The organism is Dorea amylophila (assembly GCF_025567265.1).
Lineage (GTDB): Bacteria > Bacillota > Clostridia > Lachnospirales > Lachnospiraceae > Dorea_A > Dorea_A amylophila.
Map to the genome: position 1 here is coordinate 128477 of NZ_JAOQJW010000006.1, position 17665 is coordinate 146141.

Annotated in this window: 15 protein-coding genes; 13 read left to right on the top strand and 2 right to left on the bottom strand. The window is 37.8% G+C overall.

Annotated features, from left to right (window positions below; translation table 11 throughout):
* Positions 1-4: 4 nt before the first annotated feature.
* The 5 genes from OCV72_RS05285 to OCV72_RS05305 are packed head-to-tail and all read left to right on the top strand — an operon-like array spanning position 5 to position 6129.
* Positions 5-1849, top strand: coding sequence for a KAP family P-loop NTPase fold protein (locus tag OCV72_RS05285; RefSeq protein WP_055282397.1), 1845 nt, complete (start codon positions 5-7; stop codon positions 1847-1849).
* 1 nt (position 1850) lies between these two features.
* Entirely contained in the window at positions 1851-2534 is a 684-nt protein-coding gene (locus tag OCV72_RS05290; RefSeq protein ID WP_055282399.1) for a hypothetical protein, read from the top strand.
* Positions 2535-2536: 2 nt separating this feature from the next.
* Complete coding sequence (qatC, locus tag OCV72_RS05295; protein ID WP_055282402.1) at positions 2537-3907, top strand: Qat anti-phage system QueC-like protein QatC; 1371 nt, start codon at positions 2537-2539, stop codon at positions 3905-3907.
* Positions 3904-4632, top strand: coding sequence for a TatD family hydrolase (locus OCV72_RS05300; protein ID WP_055282404.1), 729 nt, complete (start codon positions 3904-3906; stop codon positions 4630-4632). Before qatC ends, OCV72_RS05300 begins: the two co-directional genes overlap by 4 nt.
* A 30-nt stretch (positions 4633-4662) precedes the next feature.
* On the top strand, positions 4663-6129 hold the full coding sequence (locus OCV72_RS05305; RefSeq protein WP_055282405.1) for an RNA-binding domain-containing protein: 1467 nt from the start codon (positions 4663-4665) through the stop codon (positions 6127-6129).
* A gap of 150 nt (positions 6130-6279) precedes the next feature.
* On the opposite strand, the gene OCV72_RS05310 is transcribed toward OCV72_RS05305, so the two are convergent.
* Entirely contained in the window at positions 6280-6855 is a 576-nt protein-coding gene (locus OCV72_RS05310; RefSeq protein ID WP_055282406.1) for a helix-turn-helix domain-containing protein, read from the bottom strand.
* Between the two features lie 645 nt (positions 6856-7500).
* Here OCV72_RS05310 and OCV72_RS05315 point away from each other — a divergent pair.
* The 7 genes from OCV72_RS05315 (at position 7501) to OCV72_RS05345 (ending at position 15511) form a co-directional block, all read left to right on the top strand.
* On the top strand, positions 7501-7746 hold the full coding sequence (locus OCV72_RS05315; RefSeq protein ID WP_008369874.1) for a DUF6870 family protein: 246 nt from the start codon (positions 7501-7503) through the stop codon (positions 7744-7746).
* Between the two features lie 129 nt (positions 7747-7875).
* Complete coding sequence (locus OCV72_RS05320) at positions 7876-9549, top strand: recombinase family protein (RefSeq protein WP_055282408.1); 1674 nt, start codon at positions 7876-7878, stop codon at positions 9547-9549.
* The gene (locus tag OCV72_RS05325) at positions 9550-11205 is read left to right on the top strand and encodes a recombinase family protein (RefSeq protein WP_055282411.1); all 1656 of its coding nucleotides are present in this window, start codon (positions 9550-9552) and stop codon (positions 11203-11205) included.
* On the top strand, positions 11198-12760 hold the full coding sequence (locus OCV72_RS05330) for a recombinase family protein (RefSeq protein ID WP_055282414.1): 1563 nt from the start codon (positions 11198-11200) through the stop codon (positions 12758-12760). The genes OCV72_RS05325 and OCV72_RS05330 overlap by 8 nt, the downstream gene beginning before the upstream one ends.
* A 341-nt stretch (positions 12761-13101) precedes the next feature.
* On the top strand, positions 13102-14085 hold the full coding sequence (locus OCV72_RS05335; protein ID WP_055282416.1) for a Gfo/Idh/MocA family protein: 984 nt from the start codon (positions 13102-13104) through the stop codon (positions 14083-14085).
* Between the two features lies 1 nt (position 14086).
* Entirely contained in the window at positions 14087-14467 is a 381-nt protein-coding gene (locus OCV72_RS05340; RefSeq protein ID WP_055282418.1) for a hypothetical protein, read from the top strand.
* Between the two features lie 24 nt (positions 14468-14491).
* On the top strand, positions 14492-15511 hold the full coding sequence (locus OCV72_RS05345; protein ID WP_055282421.1) for an alpha-hydroxy-acid oxidizing protein: 1020 nt from the start codon (positions 14492-14494) through the stop codon (positions 15509-15511).
* Here the strand turns inward: OCV72_RS05345 and OCV72_RS05350 are convergent, their stop codons facing one another.
* Complete coding sequence (locus OCV72_RS05350; protein ID WP_055282423.1) at positions 15512-16558, bottom strand: YeiH family protein; 1047 nt, start codon at positions 16556-16558, stop codon at positions 15512-15514.
* 152 nt (positions 16559-16710) lie between these two features.
* Here OCV72_RS05350 and OCV72_RS05355 point away from each other — a divergent pair, with 152 nt between their 5' ends.
* Positions 16711-17610, top strand: a complete 900-nt coding sequence (locus OCV72_RS05355; RefSeq protein WP_055282425.1) for a LysR family transcriptional regulator — start codon at positions 16711-16713, stop codon at positions 17608-17610.
* The last annotated feature ends 55 nt before the right edge of the window (positions 17611-17665 follow it).

The following is a 17665-nucleotide window of genomic DNA, read 5'->3' on the forward strand; positions in this document are numbered from 1 at the left end:
TTTTATGTGGCTAGATAATGCGTCAGATATTGATATTCTATTTTATGAACCATATGCAAGAATAATTGCAGATATTGCTAAAAATAAAGAATATAACCCATTGACAATTGGAGTGTTTGGACTATGGGGTGCTGGAAAATCCACTTTATTGAAGTTAATAGATAAAAAACTTGAAAATCAAGAAGGTATTATTTGTGTGACCATTAATGCATGGATGTTTGAATCATATGATGATGCGAAAACTGCAATTATGGAGGCCTTATTGCAGGAACTAAAAGAAGAAGTTCCTGCAGAGGTAAAAAAGAAATTTGGAAAATTAATTAAAAGAGTAAATTGGTTTAAATTAGGAACGAAAGCCGTATCTACACTTGCACCGGTAGTTGCAAGTGTAGCAACAGGAAATCCATTACCTATGTTATTAAACGTAACTGGAAGTGCAGAAGAAATAGGGAATACTGTCAAAAATGCAGCAGATTCAATTCAATCGTTGAAAGATGAATATTGGAAAGATGAAGATGACTCGACCGATGAAAGTACAATAAATAATATAAGAAAATTTAGAGAAGAGTTTTCAGATGCGCTGAAAAATGACAATATCGAAAATATAGTTGTAATGGTAGATGATTTGGACAGATGCCGCCCAGAACGAATAATTGAAATATTGGAAGTGATTAAGTTGTTTTTAGCTGTTGATAGGACAACATTTATTATTGCTGCGGATGAAAATGTTATAAAGTATTCCATTCGTGAAAAGTATCCACCGATGAATGGTTTTGATGTAGAACTAGACAAAGAATATATTGAAAAAATTATTCAATTGCCGATATATATTCCAGAGTTATCTGCAAAGGACATACAAAATTATCTATTATTACTGGTTGCACAAAGTTATTTGGAACAGGAAAGTTTTAGTCGCCTAATAGCTAAAATATTTGAAGAAAAAATGATAGTTTCTGGTGATGTAATTACATTAGAAGAAATTAATAATTTGATTGATGAATTAAACCTGAGTTGGAGGGACGGGGATAAGTCAGCTTTTAATGAAACGGCAAAGATTATTGATGAAATAAGAGAAATTGTTGCTTCTACGCTGAAAGGGAATCCACGTCAGGCAAAACGCTTTCTGAATACATTTATTACTAAACGCCAGTTGGCAAAAATTTATTATGGTGATGAAATTGATATTTCTATTTTGGCGAAGTTGTTAGTGTTACAAAAATTGGATAATGACTTGTTTATACAGCTAAATGAATGGAGTAAAGAATTTGATACTGAAAATAAAAAATTCAAGCAAATTCGTACAGAATTCCAGGAAGGAAATATGGATAGTCAAAATCCGTGGAATACGGCACAAATGAAAAAGTGGATAGAATGTAAACCTGTTGACTTGGAAAAATATCGTTTAGAAAAATATTTTTATTTAACAAGAGAAAATCTGAAAAGTTCTAGCATTGATGAATCTGGATTCAGTAAAAATACGAAAGAAATTTTGGAAAGAATTGGACGATCTAAAGCTGGCCAAATGGCGGCTATTATAAAAGATATGAAAGAATTAAATGCAGAAGAAGTTGCAGATACATTTAAGATTATTATACCTAAGATCGAAAAAGGCGAAATGAAATTTTTTATTATAAGAGATTTATTTTTGAATTTTGATACGTATAAAGGAAAAATAGTGGAGGCAATTGGAAAATCAACAGTCACAATAAAAGCGGGTGATATGGCTGCATTAAGAACAATGTATAATAGTGATACAGGAAGTATGAATACTGTATTAGAAATAATGGTAAAAAAAGGAACGTTAACAGATGAGCAGATTACAGAAATAAAAGAACAGAGGAAAAGCTAATATGGGTACATCGAAAGGATATATAGCACCAACAACACTGCATTGGTCAAAAGCGAAAAGAGCAGTGACGTCATTTATAAATAATAGAGATTATGATTCGAAAGCAAAAGCTGCTAGTAAATATGCTACAGCAATGAAAACAGACATGTCGACAGGTGGTAGTTTCCAATCAGCAGCTGCAAGAACTTTAGGTTTTGCACAAAAAGTTGCATCGGGTGGACTGGACAATGCATTGCGTGAATATAATAGGGAAGACCTTGTAGGAAAGCCGTCAGAAGTTGTTTGGACAGAATTACTGCATGAATTTACAAATTCTGGAGCATCGGTAGAAGATAATATGGCAGCAGATGCATTGTCACAGGCTATGGATAATTTGGAAATTGAAGATATTGCAGATATAGGGAATGTTTCAGTTGATGTACTGTTAAAAGAAATGTTGAAGGAATACATAAAAGAAAATTTTGACTTTCGATATGAAGAAAAAATATCAAAAGGAAAAACACCGGCACAAACATCCGAAATTTTAAATGACATGCATGAATATATAGAAAATAGCATTGATGGTGATTTAAACTTGGATAATTTGAGAACAGTTGATTTTTCTAATATGGGAACAGCACAAGTAGTAGAAGATGCATTGAGAGATGCGTTATCTGTGTTTGAAAAGTATTATGGGGAGGATTAGGAATGCGGTTTTGGGTTGATAAGGAACAAGAGAAAAAGCCAGATGACGAATGGAAAGACGCATATGTTTTTTCGATTAATCGAAAAAAATATAGTACGATATTTACAAATATAACAGACAGCTGGTACCGGATGGATCAAATGCAGATTCCTGCAATATATGAGGATTTATTTATAATAGGTTTGAGTATTTTTGCTTTAGACAAAAGAGTATCCAGAAGAAGGTTTAAAGATTGTTGGACTAGAGATATAAATGTATCTATTCCGGTATTGGAATATGATAAATGGAAGGATACGAGCTTACAATGGGAAAAAATACTTGGATTTTTAACGGGAGATCATTGGCATATTATATTTAGGAAAAGTGAAGTAATATATAGCTATAGAGAGCATGCAAATAGGATTCATTTGAATGTTCAGGATTGTGATTGTGTATGTTTGTTTTCGGGAGGTTTGGATTCTTTTTGTGGTGCAATTAGACTATTAGAAGAAGGGGGCTCTCCTTGCCTGGTTGGACATAATGAATATCCTAAACTTGCCAAAAGACAGAGGTTATTTACAAGTACTTTTCAGAACTTTTATCCAGAACAATCTGTTAAATTTATTAGTTTTACGGCGAATTCCAGGGCTCCTATTAGCGAAAAAGAAGGCGGTTTAAAGGGAAACGAAAATACCTCTCGAGGAAGATCACTATTATTTTTATGTGCAGCACTTAGTATAGCTGGTATTTTAGGAAGAAATGTTCCGGTATATATTCCTGAAAATGGATTTATAGGACTTAATATTCCGTTGACGGGAGGAAGAAAAGGAACATGTAGTACACGTACCACTCATCCGTACTTTTTGCGACAATTTAACGACGTTTTAAAGCAAGTAGGAATACAAAATACTATTATAAATTTTTTTGCTTATAATACTAAAAGAGAGATTGTACAGCAGGTTAAAGATACCAATGCATTTAAAAGTTGTTATGCAGATACGATTTCATGTTCACATCCTTGTTTAGCACGGTACAATAAAAATGGTTCAAAAGAATATCCTATAAATTGTGGATATTGTTATCCTTGTTTGATTCGTAAGAGTTCACTTTTGGATATAGACGAGATAAAAAAATATTCCTATAAGGGAGAAGCTTATGAGTTCCTTATGGCATATGAAGAAAGTGAAAAAAGTGCTGATTTAAGAGCAGTACTTGGAAGTATTTATCGTTGCAAACATTCTTCAGATAAAGAATTAAAAAGAGATATTAGGTGTGTCGGAGAATTAACAGAAGAGGAAGTTGGAAAATTTTTAGTTTTATATAAGAAAAGTATAGATGATTTGGTACAATTATTTTCTGGAGATCAGAGGATGAAGGAGTATCTTGGGTTATGATTCAACATCTTATTGATACACACTTCCATTTGGATCATTACAAGGATCATCAGAAAATATATGCTGGAATTAATGAAAAAAAACAATATACATTGTGTATGACGAACTCACCTGGGGTCTATATGTCTTGCAAACGCATGTATCCAGAAACAAAATACTTGAAATTTGCACTTGGTTTCCATCCACAGGAGACATCATTAAATGATACAGATTTTTATAGTTTTATACAATTAATCAATGAAACCAATTATGTAGGAGAAGTTGGACTTGATTTCTCAAAAAAAAGTTATATTTCGTGTAATAAACAATGTATATATTTTGAGAAAATTGCAAAAGTGTGTGCAGAAAAGAATAAATTGATGTCAGTGCATCTTAGAAGAGCGGAAAAAGAAGCAATATCTATTTTAAAAGAATATCGTCCTCGTAGGTGTATTATTCATTGGTTTAATGGGAGCAGAGAGCAATTGCAACAATTACTGGATATAGGCTGCTATTTTTCGCTCAATTCCAATATGGTAACAAATGAAAAAAGCAAAGAAAAATTGTATTTGATACCAAAAACAAGAGTACTGATTGAAAGTGATGGGCCGTTCACGAAGATTGATGGGAAAAAGTACACATTTAATAATTTGATAAAAATATATGAGTTAGTTGCACGGTATTATAATGAACCAGACATTATTAAGATTGTTCATGATAATTTTCGAGATGTTCTTTCAAAATGATGTTTAATTGCAAAGTTAGAGGGTGATTTTATGGCAATACGATCAGTAGAATATCTGCAAAGTCTTGTCCGAGAGCTTGCAAAGCTTCCAGATGAGACTGAATGGGTAGAATTTAAATGTAATAACAAGCAGCCACAGATGATTGGCGAATATATTTCTGCTCTCAGTAATTCAGCTGCGTTGTGCGAACGACCAAAAGCATATTTGGTTTGGGGGGTAGATGATGCAACGCATAAAATTGTAGGAACTGAATTTCAGTATCGTAAAATGAAAAAAGGGAATGAGGAATTGGAAGCATGGCTTTCCAGAATGCTTTCACCAAGAATTAATTTCCGATTTTTTGAGGTTCCGATGGATGAAGGAATGGTTGTGCTGATGGAGATTCCTTGTGCGGAAAAACAGCCGGTACAGTTCGCCGGTGGGGAATTTATAAGAATTGGAACGAACAAAAAGAATTTAAAAGAGTATCCTGACAAAGAAAGAGAATTATGGAGAACATTCGATTCTACACCATATGAACTCCGAATTGCGATGGGAAATTTAGATGAAGATGAAATGGTGTTATTATTGGATTACTCAAAGTATTATGATAAACTGGAAATGCCAATTCCGAGAAATAGGGATAAAGTATTGGAAGATTTACAGCATGAAAAGTTCATAAAGAGAAATGATGCCGGTACATGGGATATCACGAATATGGGAGCATTGATGATCGCAAAGGATTTGAAGAAATTTGAATCTTTGCATAGAAGAACTGTGAGGGTGATATGGTATAAGGAGAATTCCAGACTGGATGCTATCAGAGAAAAAGAGTTCTGTGCGGGCTATGCATTTTCGCATGAAGAAATCGTGCAGTATATTATGACAATTATTCCGCAGGAAGAGGTTATTGTAGAGGCAACAAGGAAATCTGTTGTCAGTTTTCCGGAAATTGCTATCCGTGAGTTGTTGGCAAATGCTATGATACATCAGGATCTGCAGCAAAGAGGTACAAATCCGATGGTAGAAGTATTTAAAAATCGAATTGAATTTTCAAATGCTGGCGCACCACTGGTAGCAATTGAAAGAATTGTAGATTCGGTGCCGGTGTCCAGAAATGAAAATATTGCCGGATTTATGCATAAATGTGGTATTTGTGAGGAACGTGGCAGTGGATATGATAAGATTGTTGAAGCAACCGGTAAAAATGAATTACTTGCACCGAGGATTGAAAATCAAAACAATCAATTTACAAAAGCAATATTGTTTGCGAAAGTACCGTTTGAATTAACCACGAAAGAAGATCGGATGCGTACTTGTTATATGCAGGCATGTCTGGCATATGTCAATTTTGAGGGGATTTCTAACTCAGATATTCGAAAAATATTTGGATTGGGAGAAAAAGAGAAAGCGAAAGCATCTCGACTTCTTACCAGTGCTGTTGACGGAGGCTATATTAAAGTAATGGATCCGGATACTGCACCAAGATATAAAAAGTATATTCCATATTGGGCATAATTTAAGTTTCGCTAAGTTTCACTTATATAGGCGGGATGAGGAAAATTCAATAGAGCAATATGAAAAAGGGCACTGAAAACCACTGAATTATTGGTTTTACAGTGCCTTCTCTTTGACTAACGAGAAAAAACATAATAAATTTAAGTTTTGCTAAGTTTCACTAAGTTCAGCATTAACAGATCGCCACTGCCTTTTCGGCTCAAATTTCTCACACCCATCACAGGTCTGCGGCCAGTTGATTTTCCATTCAAAATATTCATTTCTGGTAATTTCGCCAGATTTTAATTCTTTCTTTCTGAGAACCCATTCTTTCATAAAATCATTGAGAACTCCATAATTGAACCACATACCAACAGGTGGATGAGCAGGCCAGTTATCTGAATCATGGTAACGGACAGAGGTATCTTCGCTGGAATTGCATTTCTCTCCGGGATAAGTTTCTAACTGAAAGAGATTGATAGCTGCCGGATTAAATTCGTCAATCCAGAACAGGATTTCCATAAGTTCAGAAGCATCCATAGTAGTAGGCTCATGCAGTGCCAGTGGATTCACATCCAGAATTTTAGCCATTTCAGTTACCAGATCTTTGCGGGGAACCCGGTAATTCGTTTCATATTGGGCAAGGCGGTTTGCACCTTTATCGCCCCAGCCGAGGGCAGCACCAAGTTCTGCCTGTGTCATATTCCGGAATGTCCGGATTTTTTTTATTTTATCACCGATTGTCATATCAGATTTCCCACTTTCTTTTTGATAAATCCATTTTACTACCAAAAACAGTGAATGTAAACAGAAAGATTCGCATTGAAGCGAATAAAACACTTGACATTCGCATGAATGCGAATTAAAATGACAGTACGATAAAGGTTCGCATGAAAGCGAATGTACAGATGAGGATAAATACTATTTGCAAATTATTGCAAAATGAGGTTGTAAAATCCTTCTGTCAGGCTTTATTAGTGAGAGGATTTTTTTGAAGAGAACAACATTTTGGTGTTTCTAGGCTGTAATAAGTGAAAGGATATTCAAAAAACTCTCTTTTGTACCTTGAAAATTACATGAGCTGTATAATCTGATTCCACAGATGCCATAACCCTGTAAAGGATTTTACGGGCGAGCGTCAAAGATACTCCGGAAACGGCTGGTAAGTTTGCGAAGAAGCTACCAGCATTCAGAAATATTCTGATAGAGGTTGGCAGTAACGCTGACAGCAGATTATACGAATGGAAGCCAACACGCCGAACGGAATATGCAATGCTATAACAATAGATAAACTGTGAGAACAAAATACGAAAAGGTAAGGTGATGCAATTGAGAAAATTGCAGGTATAGGACAACTGATACAAAGAATATGTTGGAAAAGAGGTGAGCATCATGGTGAATCAGTCAGTAATAGACTCCAGTGTTGATCTGGAGCAGTTAAAGGACATTGAAGATTTAATTCCTGATATGGATAAAGCTATTTCTGAGAAAGTGGAAACTTTTCTGGATAAATCCGGCGATCAGCCGTATGCCCACATGAATGAAGGATATGTAGTGGTTGTGGAGATGACAGGAGAAATGGATGCCACAGATGCCATTAGCGATTATCTTAGAAAAAGAACGGAGTTGATGTATTAGATGCAAGTCTTGAAAAAAACATCTTGCGAAGCTACAGATGTTATGTTAATGTGAGGTCAGGGAAAATGAACGTGATACATGGTTTCTGACTTCTATTCAATGGAATAAGTAAGTTGGGAGCGATGTAAAATGGAACAGATGCAAATGAATATGCCAGATATATACGATGCTGCATTGTATCTTCGATTATCGAAAGATGATATGGAAGAGGGCGATGCGAAGTCAGAGAGCAACAGCATTGCAAATCAGAGAGAGTTACTTCGGAGCTTTGTAAAAAGCCAGCCGGATATTCAGATTTTTGATATATATGTGGATGACGGATACTCAGGAGGAAATTTTGACCGACCTGAGTTTAAACGAATGACAACTGATATAGAAGCTGGAAAAGTAAACTGCGTGATTGTAAAAGACTTATCCAGATTCGGAAGAGAGTATATAGAAGCCGGGCGATGGATCGAAAAGACCTACCCGGCTTTAAATGTGCGTTTTATTTCAGTTACAGACCAGTTTGACAGTAAAACAGCAGATTTTTCAGAAAAGTCATTTGTTGTTCCAATCAAAAATTTTGTAAATGAAAGCTATTGCCGGGACATTTCCGGTAAAGTGCGAAGCCACCAGAAAATCAAACGTGAAAAAGGTGAATTTATTGGAGCATTTGCCCCGTATGGTTACTGCAAAGATCCGGAGAATAAGAATTGTCTGGTGATTGATTCTTATGCAGCGGATATTGTAAGAAAAATATTTTCATGGAAAATTGATGGGTTCAGTCTTGGAGCAATCGCAGAAAAATTGAATGTACGTCATGTGCAGTCACCAAAAGAATATAAAAAGGCAAATGGTGAAAATTACAATTCCGGATTCCATAGTTCAGACACACCGAAATGGTCAGCAGTGCAGATAAAAAGGATTCTGACCAACGAGGTCTACATTGGAAACATGGTACAGGGTAAGCAGGAACGAATCAGCTATAAGGTAAAGCAACGTCTGGATAAGCCAGAATCAGAATGGGTGAAAGTAGAAAATACGCATCCGGCAATAATCAGGCAGAATGATTTTGATGTGGTGCAGAAGCTACTTCAGTATGATGGCAGGGCATCGAAAACATCGGACAGTGCAAACTTTTTTTCAGGTTTTGTATTTTGCGGAGATTGTCATACACCGATGATACGCAGGGTAAATCAGTATAAGGGAAAGAAAAAAGCCTTTTATATTTGCCAGACAAAAAATAAAGGTGGAGATTGCACCAGACACAGTATTCCGGAAGAGGTGCTGAAAAGGATTGTATTGAAAGAGATTCAGGCATATACGGCACTTTTCGTAGACTATCAGATGATTATGGAAGAACTTTGTGAAATGAAAGTCAGTTACGATCAGGTAATCGGTTATGATACGCAGATTAGTAAGTTGCAGGAAGAATATAACCGTTATTACAGCCTGAAAGCATCTTTGGGTGATGACTTGAAAGAGGGATTGATCAGCAAAGAGGAGTTCGATGATTTTCGGGAAAGTTACGGAAGAAAATGTGAAGAACTGGAGCAGATGATTGAAAACCAGAAAAAACTGGTAAAGCAAATGTTTGAGGGTGGAGTGTCTGCAACTGTTCAGTTGGAGGACTGGAAGAAATCACTGGAAATCAAAGAACTGGATCGCACATTGCTGGCACTGACTGTAGATAAAATCTATATTTATGAGAACAAGCAAATTAAAATTCACATCCGCTATCAGGATATGATTGAGAAGATGAAAGTCATAAGACGGTTTTATGCGGAACACAGGACAGAGTACAGGAAAGAGGTGGGATAAATGGCAAGAACAGCAAAAAGATATAAGAAAAACACAGAGAAGAAAGTTTCTGGTATTCCGGTATGTATGGCTGCAATTTATGCCAGATTATCCGTAGATAGTGATGAAAAAAAGTCAGAATCTATTGAAACACAGGTTACGCTGATAAAAGAATTCATTCAGAAGCACAATGAAAATCCAGACAGAGAGTATGAGATTGCTGTATATGATATTTATTCTGATTTGGGAAAAACCGGAACAAATTTTGACAGACCGGGATTTGAACGGATGATGAATGATGTCAGGGCAGGTAAAATAAATGGTATTCTGGTAAAGGATTTCTCACGATTTGGAAGAAATTATATCGAAACCGGAAATTATTTGGAAAAGATTCTCCCTTTTATGAAAGTGCGGTTTGTTTCTGTATGTGACAACTATGACTCCTATGCACTGGGTGCTAAGAATCAGGAGTTATCCATGAATATCAAGAATCTGGTGAATGATGCTTACGCAAAAGATATTTCTGCAAAGGAACGGGCAGCAAAACGTATTGCACAGAAGAACGGTGAGTATGTGGGATCTACAGCTCCATACGGATATTGTGTGGAAAAGGTAAATGGGATTTATAAGCTGATTGTGGAACCGGAATCTGCAAAGATTGTTCGTAGGATTTTTGAAGAATATGCTTCTGGAGATGGTATACAGAGTATTATTGACAGGCTGTTTGAAGATGGGGTACATCGGATTTCGGACTATAACCAATATCATCATGTGTACTGTCAGGATGGAGAGAATCTTCATCAGTGGGGAAATTCTTCGATACGTGCGGTTTTAAATCGAAATAATTATTATGGTGATCTGGTTCAGAGAAAATACGAATCCAGATTTCAAAGAGGTGAAAAATGGTGTGACATATTGGACGAAAGTCAGTGGATTATTACGCCAAATGCTCATGAGCCGATTATCAGCAGAGAACTGTTTGACAAAGCACAGATCAGGTTAAAAGCAGCACAACAGAAAGCAACAAAAACTACAGAAGGATGGGAGGATGATGAAAGAGCATTTTACAATGTATTCTATTGTGGTGATTGTAAGCGGAAAATGTGTACACGTAGATGCAAAGGCAATGTGTATTACTTTTGCAATGCTGCCTGGTATCGGGATGAAAGAAAATGTAGTCATAAATCTATTTCCGAGGAGAAGCTGCAGAAAATTGTCCGTTCGGAGCTGACCAGACAGTTTCAGTTATCTGGATTGCGGAAAAAGGATATGTCTGCTATAAGCAGTGCGGTATTTCTTTCCAAAATCAATGAGATTCAAACTGAGATCAGAAAACTGGATGCAGATATGGAAAGACGTTCAGAAAAACTGGCACAGGCATTTATGAAATATAAAGAGGGTGAACTTTCCAAAGAAGCTTATATAGAAATGAAAGATGACCGTAATAACTGGAAAGAGTTTTGTGAAGAGAGAAAGAAGTCTCTGGAGCAGACCATACGAAAACTGGAAAAACAGCAGAAAGAAGAAGCCAGATTTTTACGAAGTCTGTTGGAACTGGATGGGACAACCAGAATCAATGCGGAACTTGCAGAGGGCTTGATTGAAAGTATGTATCTGTATGGTGATGGCAGACTGGAAATCAACTTCGGGTTTAAGGGGGCGGTAGAACATGAGTGATCAGAAACTGATTATTGGATATTACCGTCTTTCCATGGAAGATGATTCAGAGGGAGAAAGTAACAGCATTATCAATCAGAGAAAACTGGTAAAAGATTATATTTCCAATATTCCGGAGCTTGCTGCTATGCCATTTCAGGAGTTTTACGATGACGGATATTCTGGTTCCAGTATGGAGCGCCCGGCAATTAAGCAGGTTCTGGAACTTGCCAGAGAGAATAAAGTTCAGTGTATTGTGGTAAAAGATTTTTCCCGTTTTGCCAGAAACTATATTGAGATGGGAACTTATCTGGAACAGATTTTTCCATTCCTGGGAGTACGATTCATTTCTATCTCAGACCGATATGATTCTAAAGATTATAAGGGAAAGAGTTCGGATATTGAAGTACAGTTTAAAGGACTGATAGCAGACTTTTATGTGAAAGACCAGTCCGTAAAGGTAAAAGCGGCAGTCAGTACCAGACGAGGAAAAGGTGAGTATTGCTGTGGTTCTGCACCGTATGGGTATCGAATCAATCCTGAAAATAAGAAAGAACTGGTGATTGTAGAGGACGAAGCGGAAGTAATCCGCAGAGTATTTGAACTGACCAATCAGCGGTATTCCAAGATAGAGATTTGTAAGTTATTCAATGAAGAGGGTGTATTGACTCCCTTGCAGTCTATGAGCAGACGACAGAAATCAGACAGCAAGAAAGCTGCATCAAGAGGATTGCAGTGGACGAGTGATATGATACGGAAGATTGTGGATGATAAGACTTATATAGGCTGTATGGTCTATGGAAAGACAAAGATTCCAGATCCCGGAACAGGGAAAGAAGTACCAGTGCCGAGAAATCAGTGGAAAGTGATGGAAAATCACCATGAGCCGATCGTATCAAAAGAAGTTTTTGAAAAAGCACAGTCCCTGCAGATCAGATACACAAAGAAAAGTAAATTTGACAGGGAAACAACACTGTTAGGTGGCTATGTGAAGTGTGGAAATTGTCGCAGAAGTCTGACTTCAAGCAGTCCGGTTCATGGTCATATCCTTTATAGCTGTGCTTACAGTAAAGGAAAAGAAGATACAGGATGTTTTGCGGGGAAAGCTGATAACAAAATGCTGGAGTATATTGTACTGGCAGAAATAAAGGCATATTTACGTCAGAATATCGGTCAGGAACAGATGCAGCAATCCATGAGGAAACAGCATGAGGACAGCATAGAAGCCTATAAGACGGAACGTTCAGATTGTGAAAAGCGTCAGGAGCAGATAAAGATTCAGAATCGCCAGAACTATGAGAAATATCATGAAGGACAGATGAATCAGAAACAGTTCATGGAAGCCAAGATGCAGTTGGAAGAAGAAAGAGAACGACTGCAGAAACGTGTACAGGAACTGACTGCTCTGATAAATGACGAGAAAGAAATCCTGATGAAAAAGAATGTTCCGGTGGAGCAGATGTTGAAGTATTTAGGTTATGAGAAGCTGACACGAGAGATGCTGGAAGAATATGTGCAGGGAATATATGTGTATGATGATGGGAGAGTGGAGGTGGAATGGGAATCACTGACTTGATTTGTAGCAATAATGTAACGTCCACTACTACTGAACTTGTAGCAATGACGTTACATTCTCCCTGCTGATTTTGTGACAACAATATAACGTCCTCTGTTCCAAAACAACGGTTTTATGGGAAAAATCGAGGGGAAAAAGGTCAAAAAGTTTGTAGCAATGACTTGACATCCTCGGGGGCCTTATGTACAGCACAAAGTATCCCAAAAATATGAAAACGGCTGATCTGAAAAAGTAAATTTCAGTGCCCGAGTAATAAGGATAAAAGGTACATTTTTTTAGTGGGATAATGTTTCCAAAAGTGCTAAAATAAAATCATCATACATAAAGCGAGGCGTAAAACAATGAAAAAAATCAAGTGGGGCGTTATAGGAACTGCCGGAATTGCCAGAAGTTGTACCATTCCGGGAATGATACAGGCATACAACTGCGAATTATATGCAATTGCCGGAAGAAGCATAGACAAAGCTGAACAATTTAAAGAAAAATTCGGATTTGAAAAAGCCTATGGAAGTTATAAAGAATTGTTGGATGATCCGGAAGTGGAAGCGGTATATATTGCGTTGCCAAATACTTTACATTATGAGTGGGCCGTGAAAGCTATGAAAAGCGGCAAACATGTACTGTGTGAAAAGCCGCTTGCACCGTGTGAAAAGCAGGTAAAAGAATTATTTGAAACAGCAAAAGAGAATCATGTATATCTTATGGAAGCTTTTGCGTATCAGCACAGTCCATATATCACTGCAATTAAGAAAGAGATAGAAGATGGAACGATAGGAGAAGTTTGTTATATAGATTCCGCATTTATCACATCGGATTATAATAAGGAAAATATCCGGATGAGACGGGAGACTCTTGGAGGGTGTACATACGATCTTGGAGTATACAACACAAGCCTGACGTTAGGACTTCTGAATGAAGAACCAGAAAAAGTCGAGGCTTCCGCAATCTTTTCGGAAGAAAAGATCGATAAGCTGACTTCTGTAGTCATGGAATTCGCAGATGGAAAGAAAGCAGCATTTACCTGTGGTATGACGCTTGCAACGAATCAGGACAGGAGACTGGACTGTCTGGAGATAGATGGAACGAAGGGAAGTATTACCGGAACCAAATTTGCATTCAATGGTGATGGAGAATTAAGCTATACGATTCGTACGGCTGAGGGGCAGGAAGAAGTAAAGACGGTAGAAGTTCCACAGAATTATCGCCTGGAGGTAGAACAATTCGGCAGATGCATCGATGAAAATGAGATTCCGGCGGTTACGGAAGAATTTTCGCTGAAAAATGCGAGACTTGTTGAGAGGATTCTGGAGGAAATCGGATATTAAGATGAAAAAGAATGAAAAGATCAGGACGCCGTTAGGAATCATTTCTGTTTTCAAGAATGAAATACCTGAAAGATATCATTGTGCAGCGGAACCGGAGATTTCACGTATCAGTGAGACGCATATAAGGATTCTGACAATAGATCAGGCCGTATTCTGGGGAGAAGAAGTGTATTCACCAAGACTTCATCAGAACTGTATGAATCCTGAAAATATTACACTATATCCACTGGAAATTGAGTGGAATGGGGATAAAGTTACGGTTTCAGATCATTATGGGATGAAAAAGTGGATAACCGGGGAAAAGTTACCGGAAATTCAAGACTGGAATTTAAAACTGAAAAAATTAAGATGTAATCCTTGCAGAAACTGTGGAAGATGTTAGAAAGCGAAAGAAAAGAGGAAAAATATGAATTATTCAGAATGTATAGAAAATGCAAGAACACGTATTGGAAATTATTGTAAGGCCTGTCCGGAGTGTAATGGACGCGCCTGCAAGAATCAGATGCCTGGACCTGGGGCAAAGGGAATTGGAGATACAGCTATCCGTAATTATGATAAATGGAAAGAAATCCGTGTTCAGATGGACACAATTGTAGAAAACAAACCGGTGGATACATCCCTGGAGCTCTTTGGAAAGAAGTTTTTATATCCATTTTTTGCAGGACCGGTTGGTGCAGTGGGATTACATTACGGCGACTGCCTGGATGATGTGAGATATAATGATATTCTTGTGTCAGCATGTGCAAAATACGGGATTGCCGCATTTACAGGAGATGGTCTCGACAGTAATGTGATGGTTGCTGCGACAAAAGCAATCGGGAAAACAGACGGAATCGGAATCCCGACTGTGAAACCATGGAACATAGATACCGTTGCAGAAAAGATGAAGATGGTTCAGGAATCAAAGGCATTTGCAGTGGCAATGGATGTCGATGCAGCAGGACTTCCATTTCTTAAGAACATGGAGCCGCCGGCAGGAAGTAAGACAGTAGAGGAACTTGGAGAGATCGCAAAGATTGCAGGAATACCATTTATTGTAAAAGGTGTTATGACAGTCAGAGGAGCCCTGAAGGCAAAAGAGGCCGGGGCATCTGCAATTGTAGTATCGAATCATGGAGGACGTGTGCTGGATCAGTGCCCGGCGACAGCAGAGGTGCTGGAAGAGATCGCCAGGGCAGTAGGGGATTCCATGAAGATATTTGTAGATGGCGGAATCCGGAGTGGTGTAGACGTATTCAAGGCCCTGGCACTCGGAGCAGATGCAGTCATCATTGCAAGACCATTTGTGACTGCCGTTTATGGAGGTGCGGAAGAAGGCGTAAAATCTTATATAGATAAGATTGGAACAGAGCTGGAAGACACGATGAAAATGTGCGGGGTAACGAGTCTCAAAGAGATCACCAGAGCGTCTGTCTGGATGAAATAATTACCAGATTCCCATGATATGCTGCATTCCCAGACTCACGATGGTAATTCCGATCCAACAGCATCCACCGAGCATAAGTGGTTTTCCGCCGGATTTAATCAATTTTACAACATTGCTGTTAAGTCCGATCGCAGCCATAGCCATAATGATAAAGAATTTCGACAATTCTTTTAACGGAGCAAATACATCTGCACTGACACCCATAGTCATACATACAGTTGTGATCACAGCTGCAATGATGAAGTATAAGATGAACATAGGAAATGCTCTCTTTAAGCTGAATTTGTTTGATGCTGAGTCAGCATTTCCAGATTTTGCAGCAGATTTTGCACGGATCAGGGATAATACCAGTGTGATCGGAATAATTGCCAGTGTACGTGTAAGCTTTACGGTCACGGCTGTATTCAGTGTTTCACTTCCGAGATTCCACATACTGTCCCAGGTAGAGGCAGCAGCGGTGACCGAAGAAGTATCATTAATAGCGGTTCCGGCAAATAATCCGAAGGAGCTTCCACTTGTAGTGTCAAAGCCAAGTGCACTTCCAAGTACAGGGAAAAGTACGGCAGCGATAACATTAAAGAAGAAGATTACAGAGATTGCCTGTGCAACTTCAGTATCATCTGCATCGATGACCGGTGCAGTGGCAGCGATCGCAGATCCTCCGCAGATGGATGAGCCGACCCCTACGAGAATCGAAGTATTCGATGGGACATTCATGATCTTGCGGAGAACCCACGCAATGATCAGAGAAGTACTTATCGTACATACGATGATCGGAAGGGACTGCTTTCCGGTCTGTAGAATAACACCAAGATTCATTCCAAATCCGAGCAGTACAACAGCTGTCTGTAAAATAATCTTAGAAGTCCATTTGATACCTGGTTCGGCTTTTCCTTTATTGGTCCATACTAGTGTAATCAGCATTCCGGCCAGGATCGCGATGACAGGTCCGCCGATAACCGGGAAAGCCTTTCCAAGAAGCCATGATGGAATCGCAATCACAAAACAAACCAGTATACCGTTTAGGTTTTTGTTAAAAAAATTCATGTTTTTTCCTCTTTCTCATTCTTTTATTGGTTCATACGGGTTTCCACTAGAGATTATAACACTGGATAACAATAATAAATAATTATATAATATTATCGTATGATAATAAAAAATTATTAAAAAATCAAATTGACAATGAAAGGAAAAAGATTATGCTGGATTTTAGAACAGATACATTCCTTGCGGTATGTGATACAATGAATTTCACAGAGGCAGCAAGAAGGTTACATATTACGCAACCGGCAGTTTCGCAACATATTCGTTTCTTTGAAAAGGAATACGATGTCAAATTGTTTTCTTATTGTAATAAACAGTTGTATCTGACTCAGGCAGGAGAGATACTTAGAAAACGGCTGATGACAATGAAAAATGATCAGCTGGCAATTATGAATGAGATAAGAAATGAATCCCATAAGATGGAATCACTTTCCATAGGAGTTACGATGACGATTGGAGAATATGCAATTGTAGATAAAATAGCAGATTTCCTGATCAGCCATCCGGAGATAAACCTGCATATACATTATGGAAATACAACGCAGCTGTTGACTTTGCTTGATGAAGGAAGGATTAATCTTGCGCTTGTAGAGGGCAATTATCCGAAGGAAAATTATGAACATAAAAATTACAGTACGGAAGAGTATATAGCAGTTTGTGCCAGAGATCACACATTCAAAGAAAAATTTCCAGAAACAATGCAGGAACTGGTGAAGGAGCGCCTGCTTGTACGTGAACCGGGATCCGGGACAAGAAATATTTTAGAGGAGTTACTTCTTGCAAGAGGAATGGGGATAAAAGATTTTCTCCATTATACAGAAGTGGAAAATATGCATACAATTATCGGGCTTTTAAAAAGAGATTGTGGAATTTCATTTATGTATAAGATTGCAGTAGCGGATGAACTTAAGAATGGAACATTGAAAGAAATCAGACTTTCAGATTTTAAAATGCAGCATGCTTTTGATTTTATCTGGGAAAAGGGCAGTATTTATACAGAAAAATATATTGGAATATGTGAGGAACTTCTGAAAAAAGAGAATATCATATATTGATTAGTTGTACTTATCGATAATGAAAGAAAGTATAAATCAGGAAGGATGGGAATCA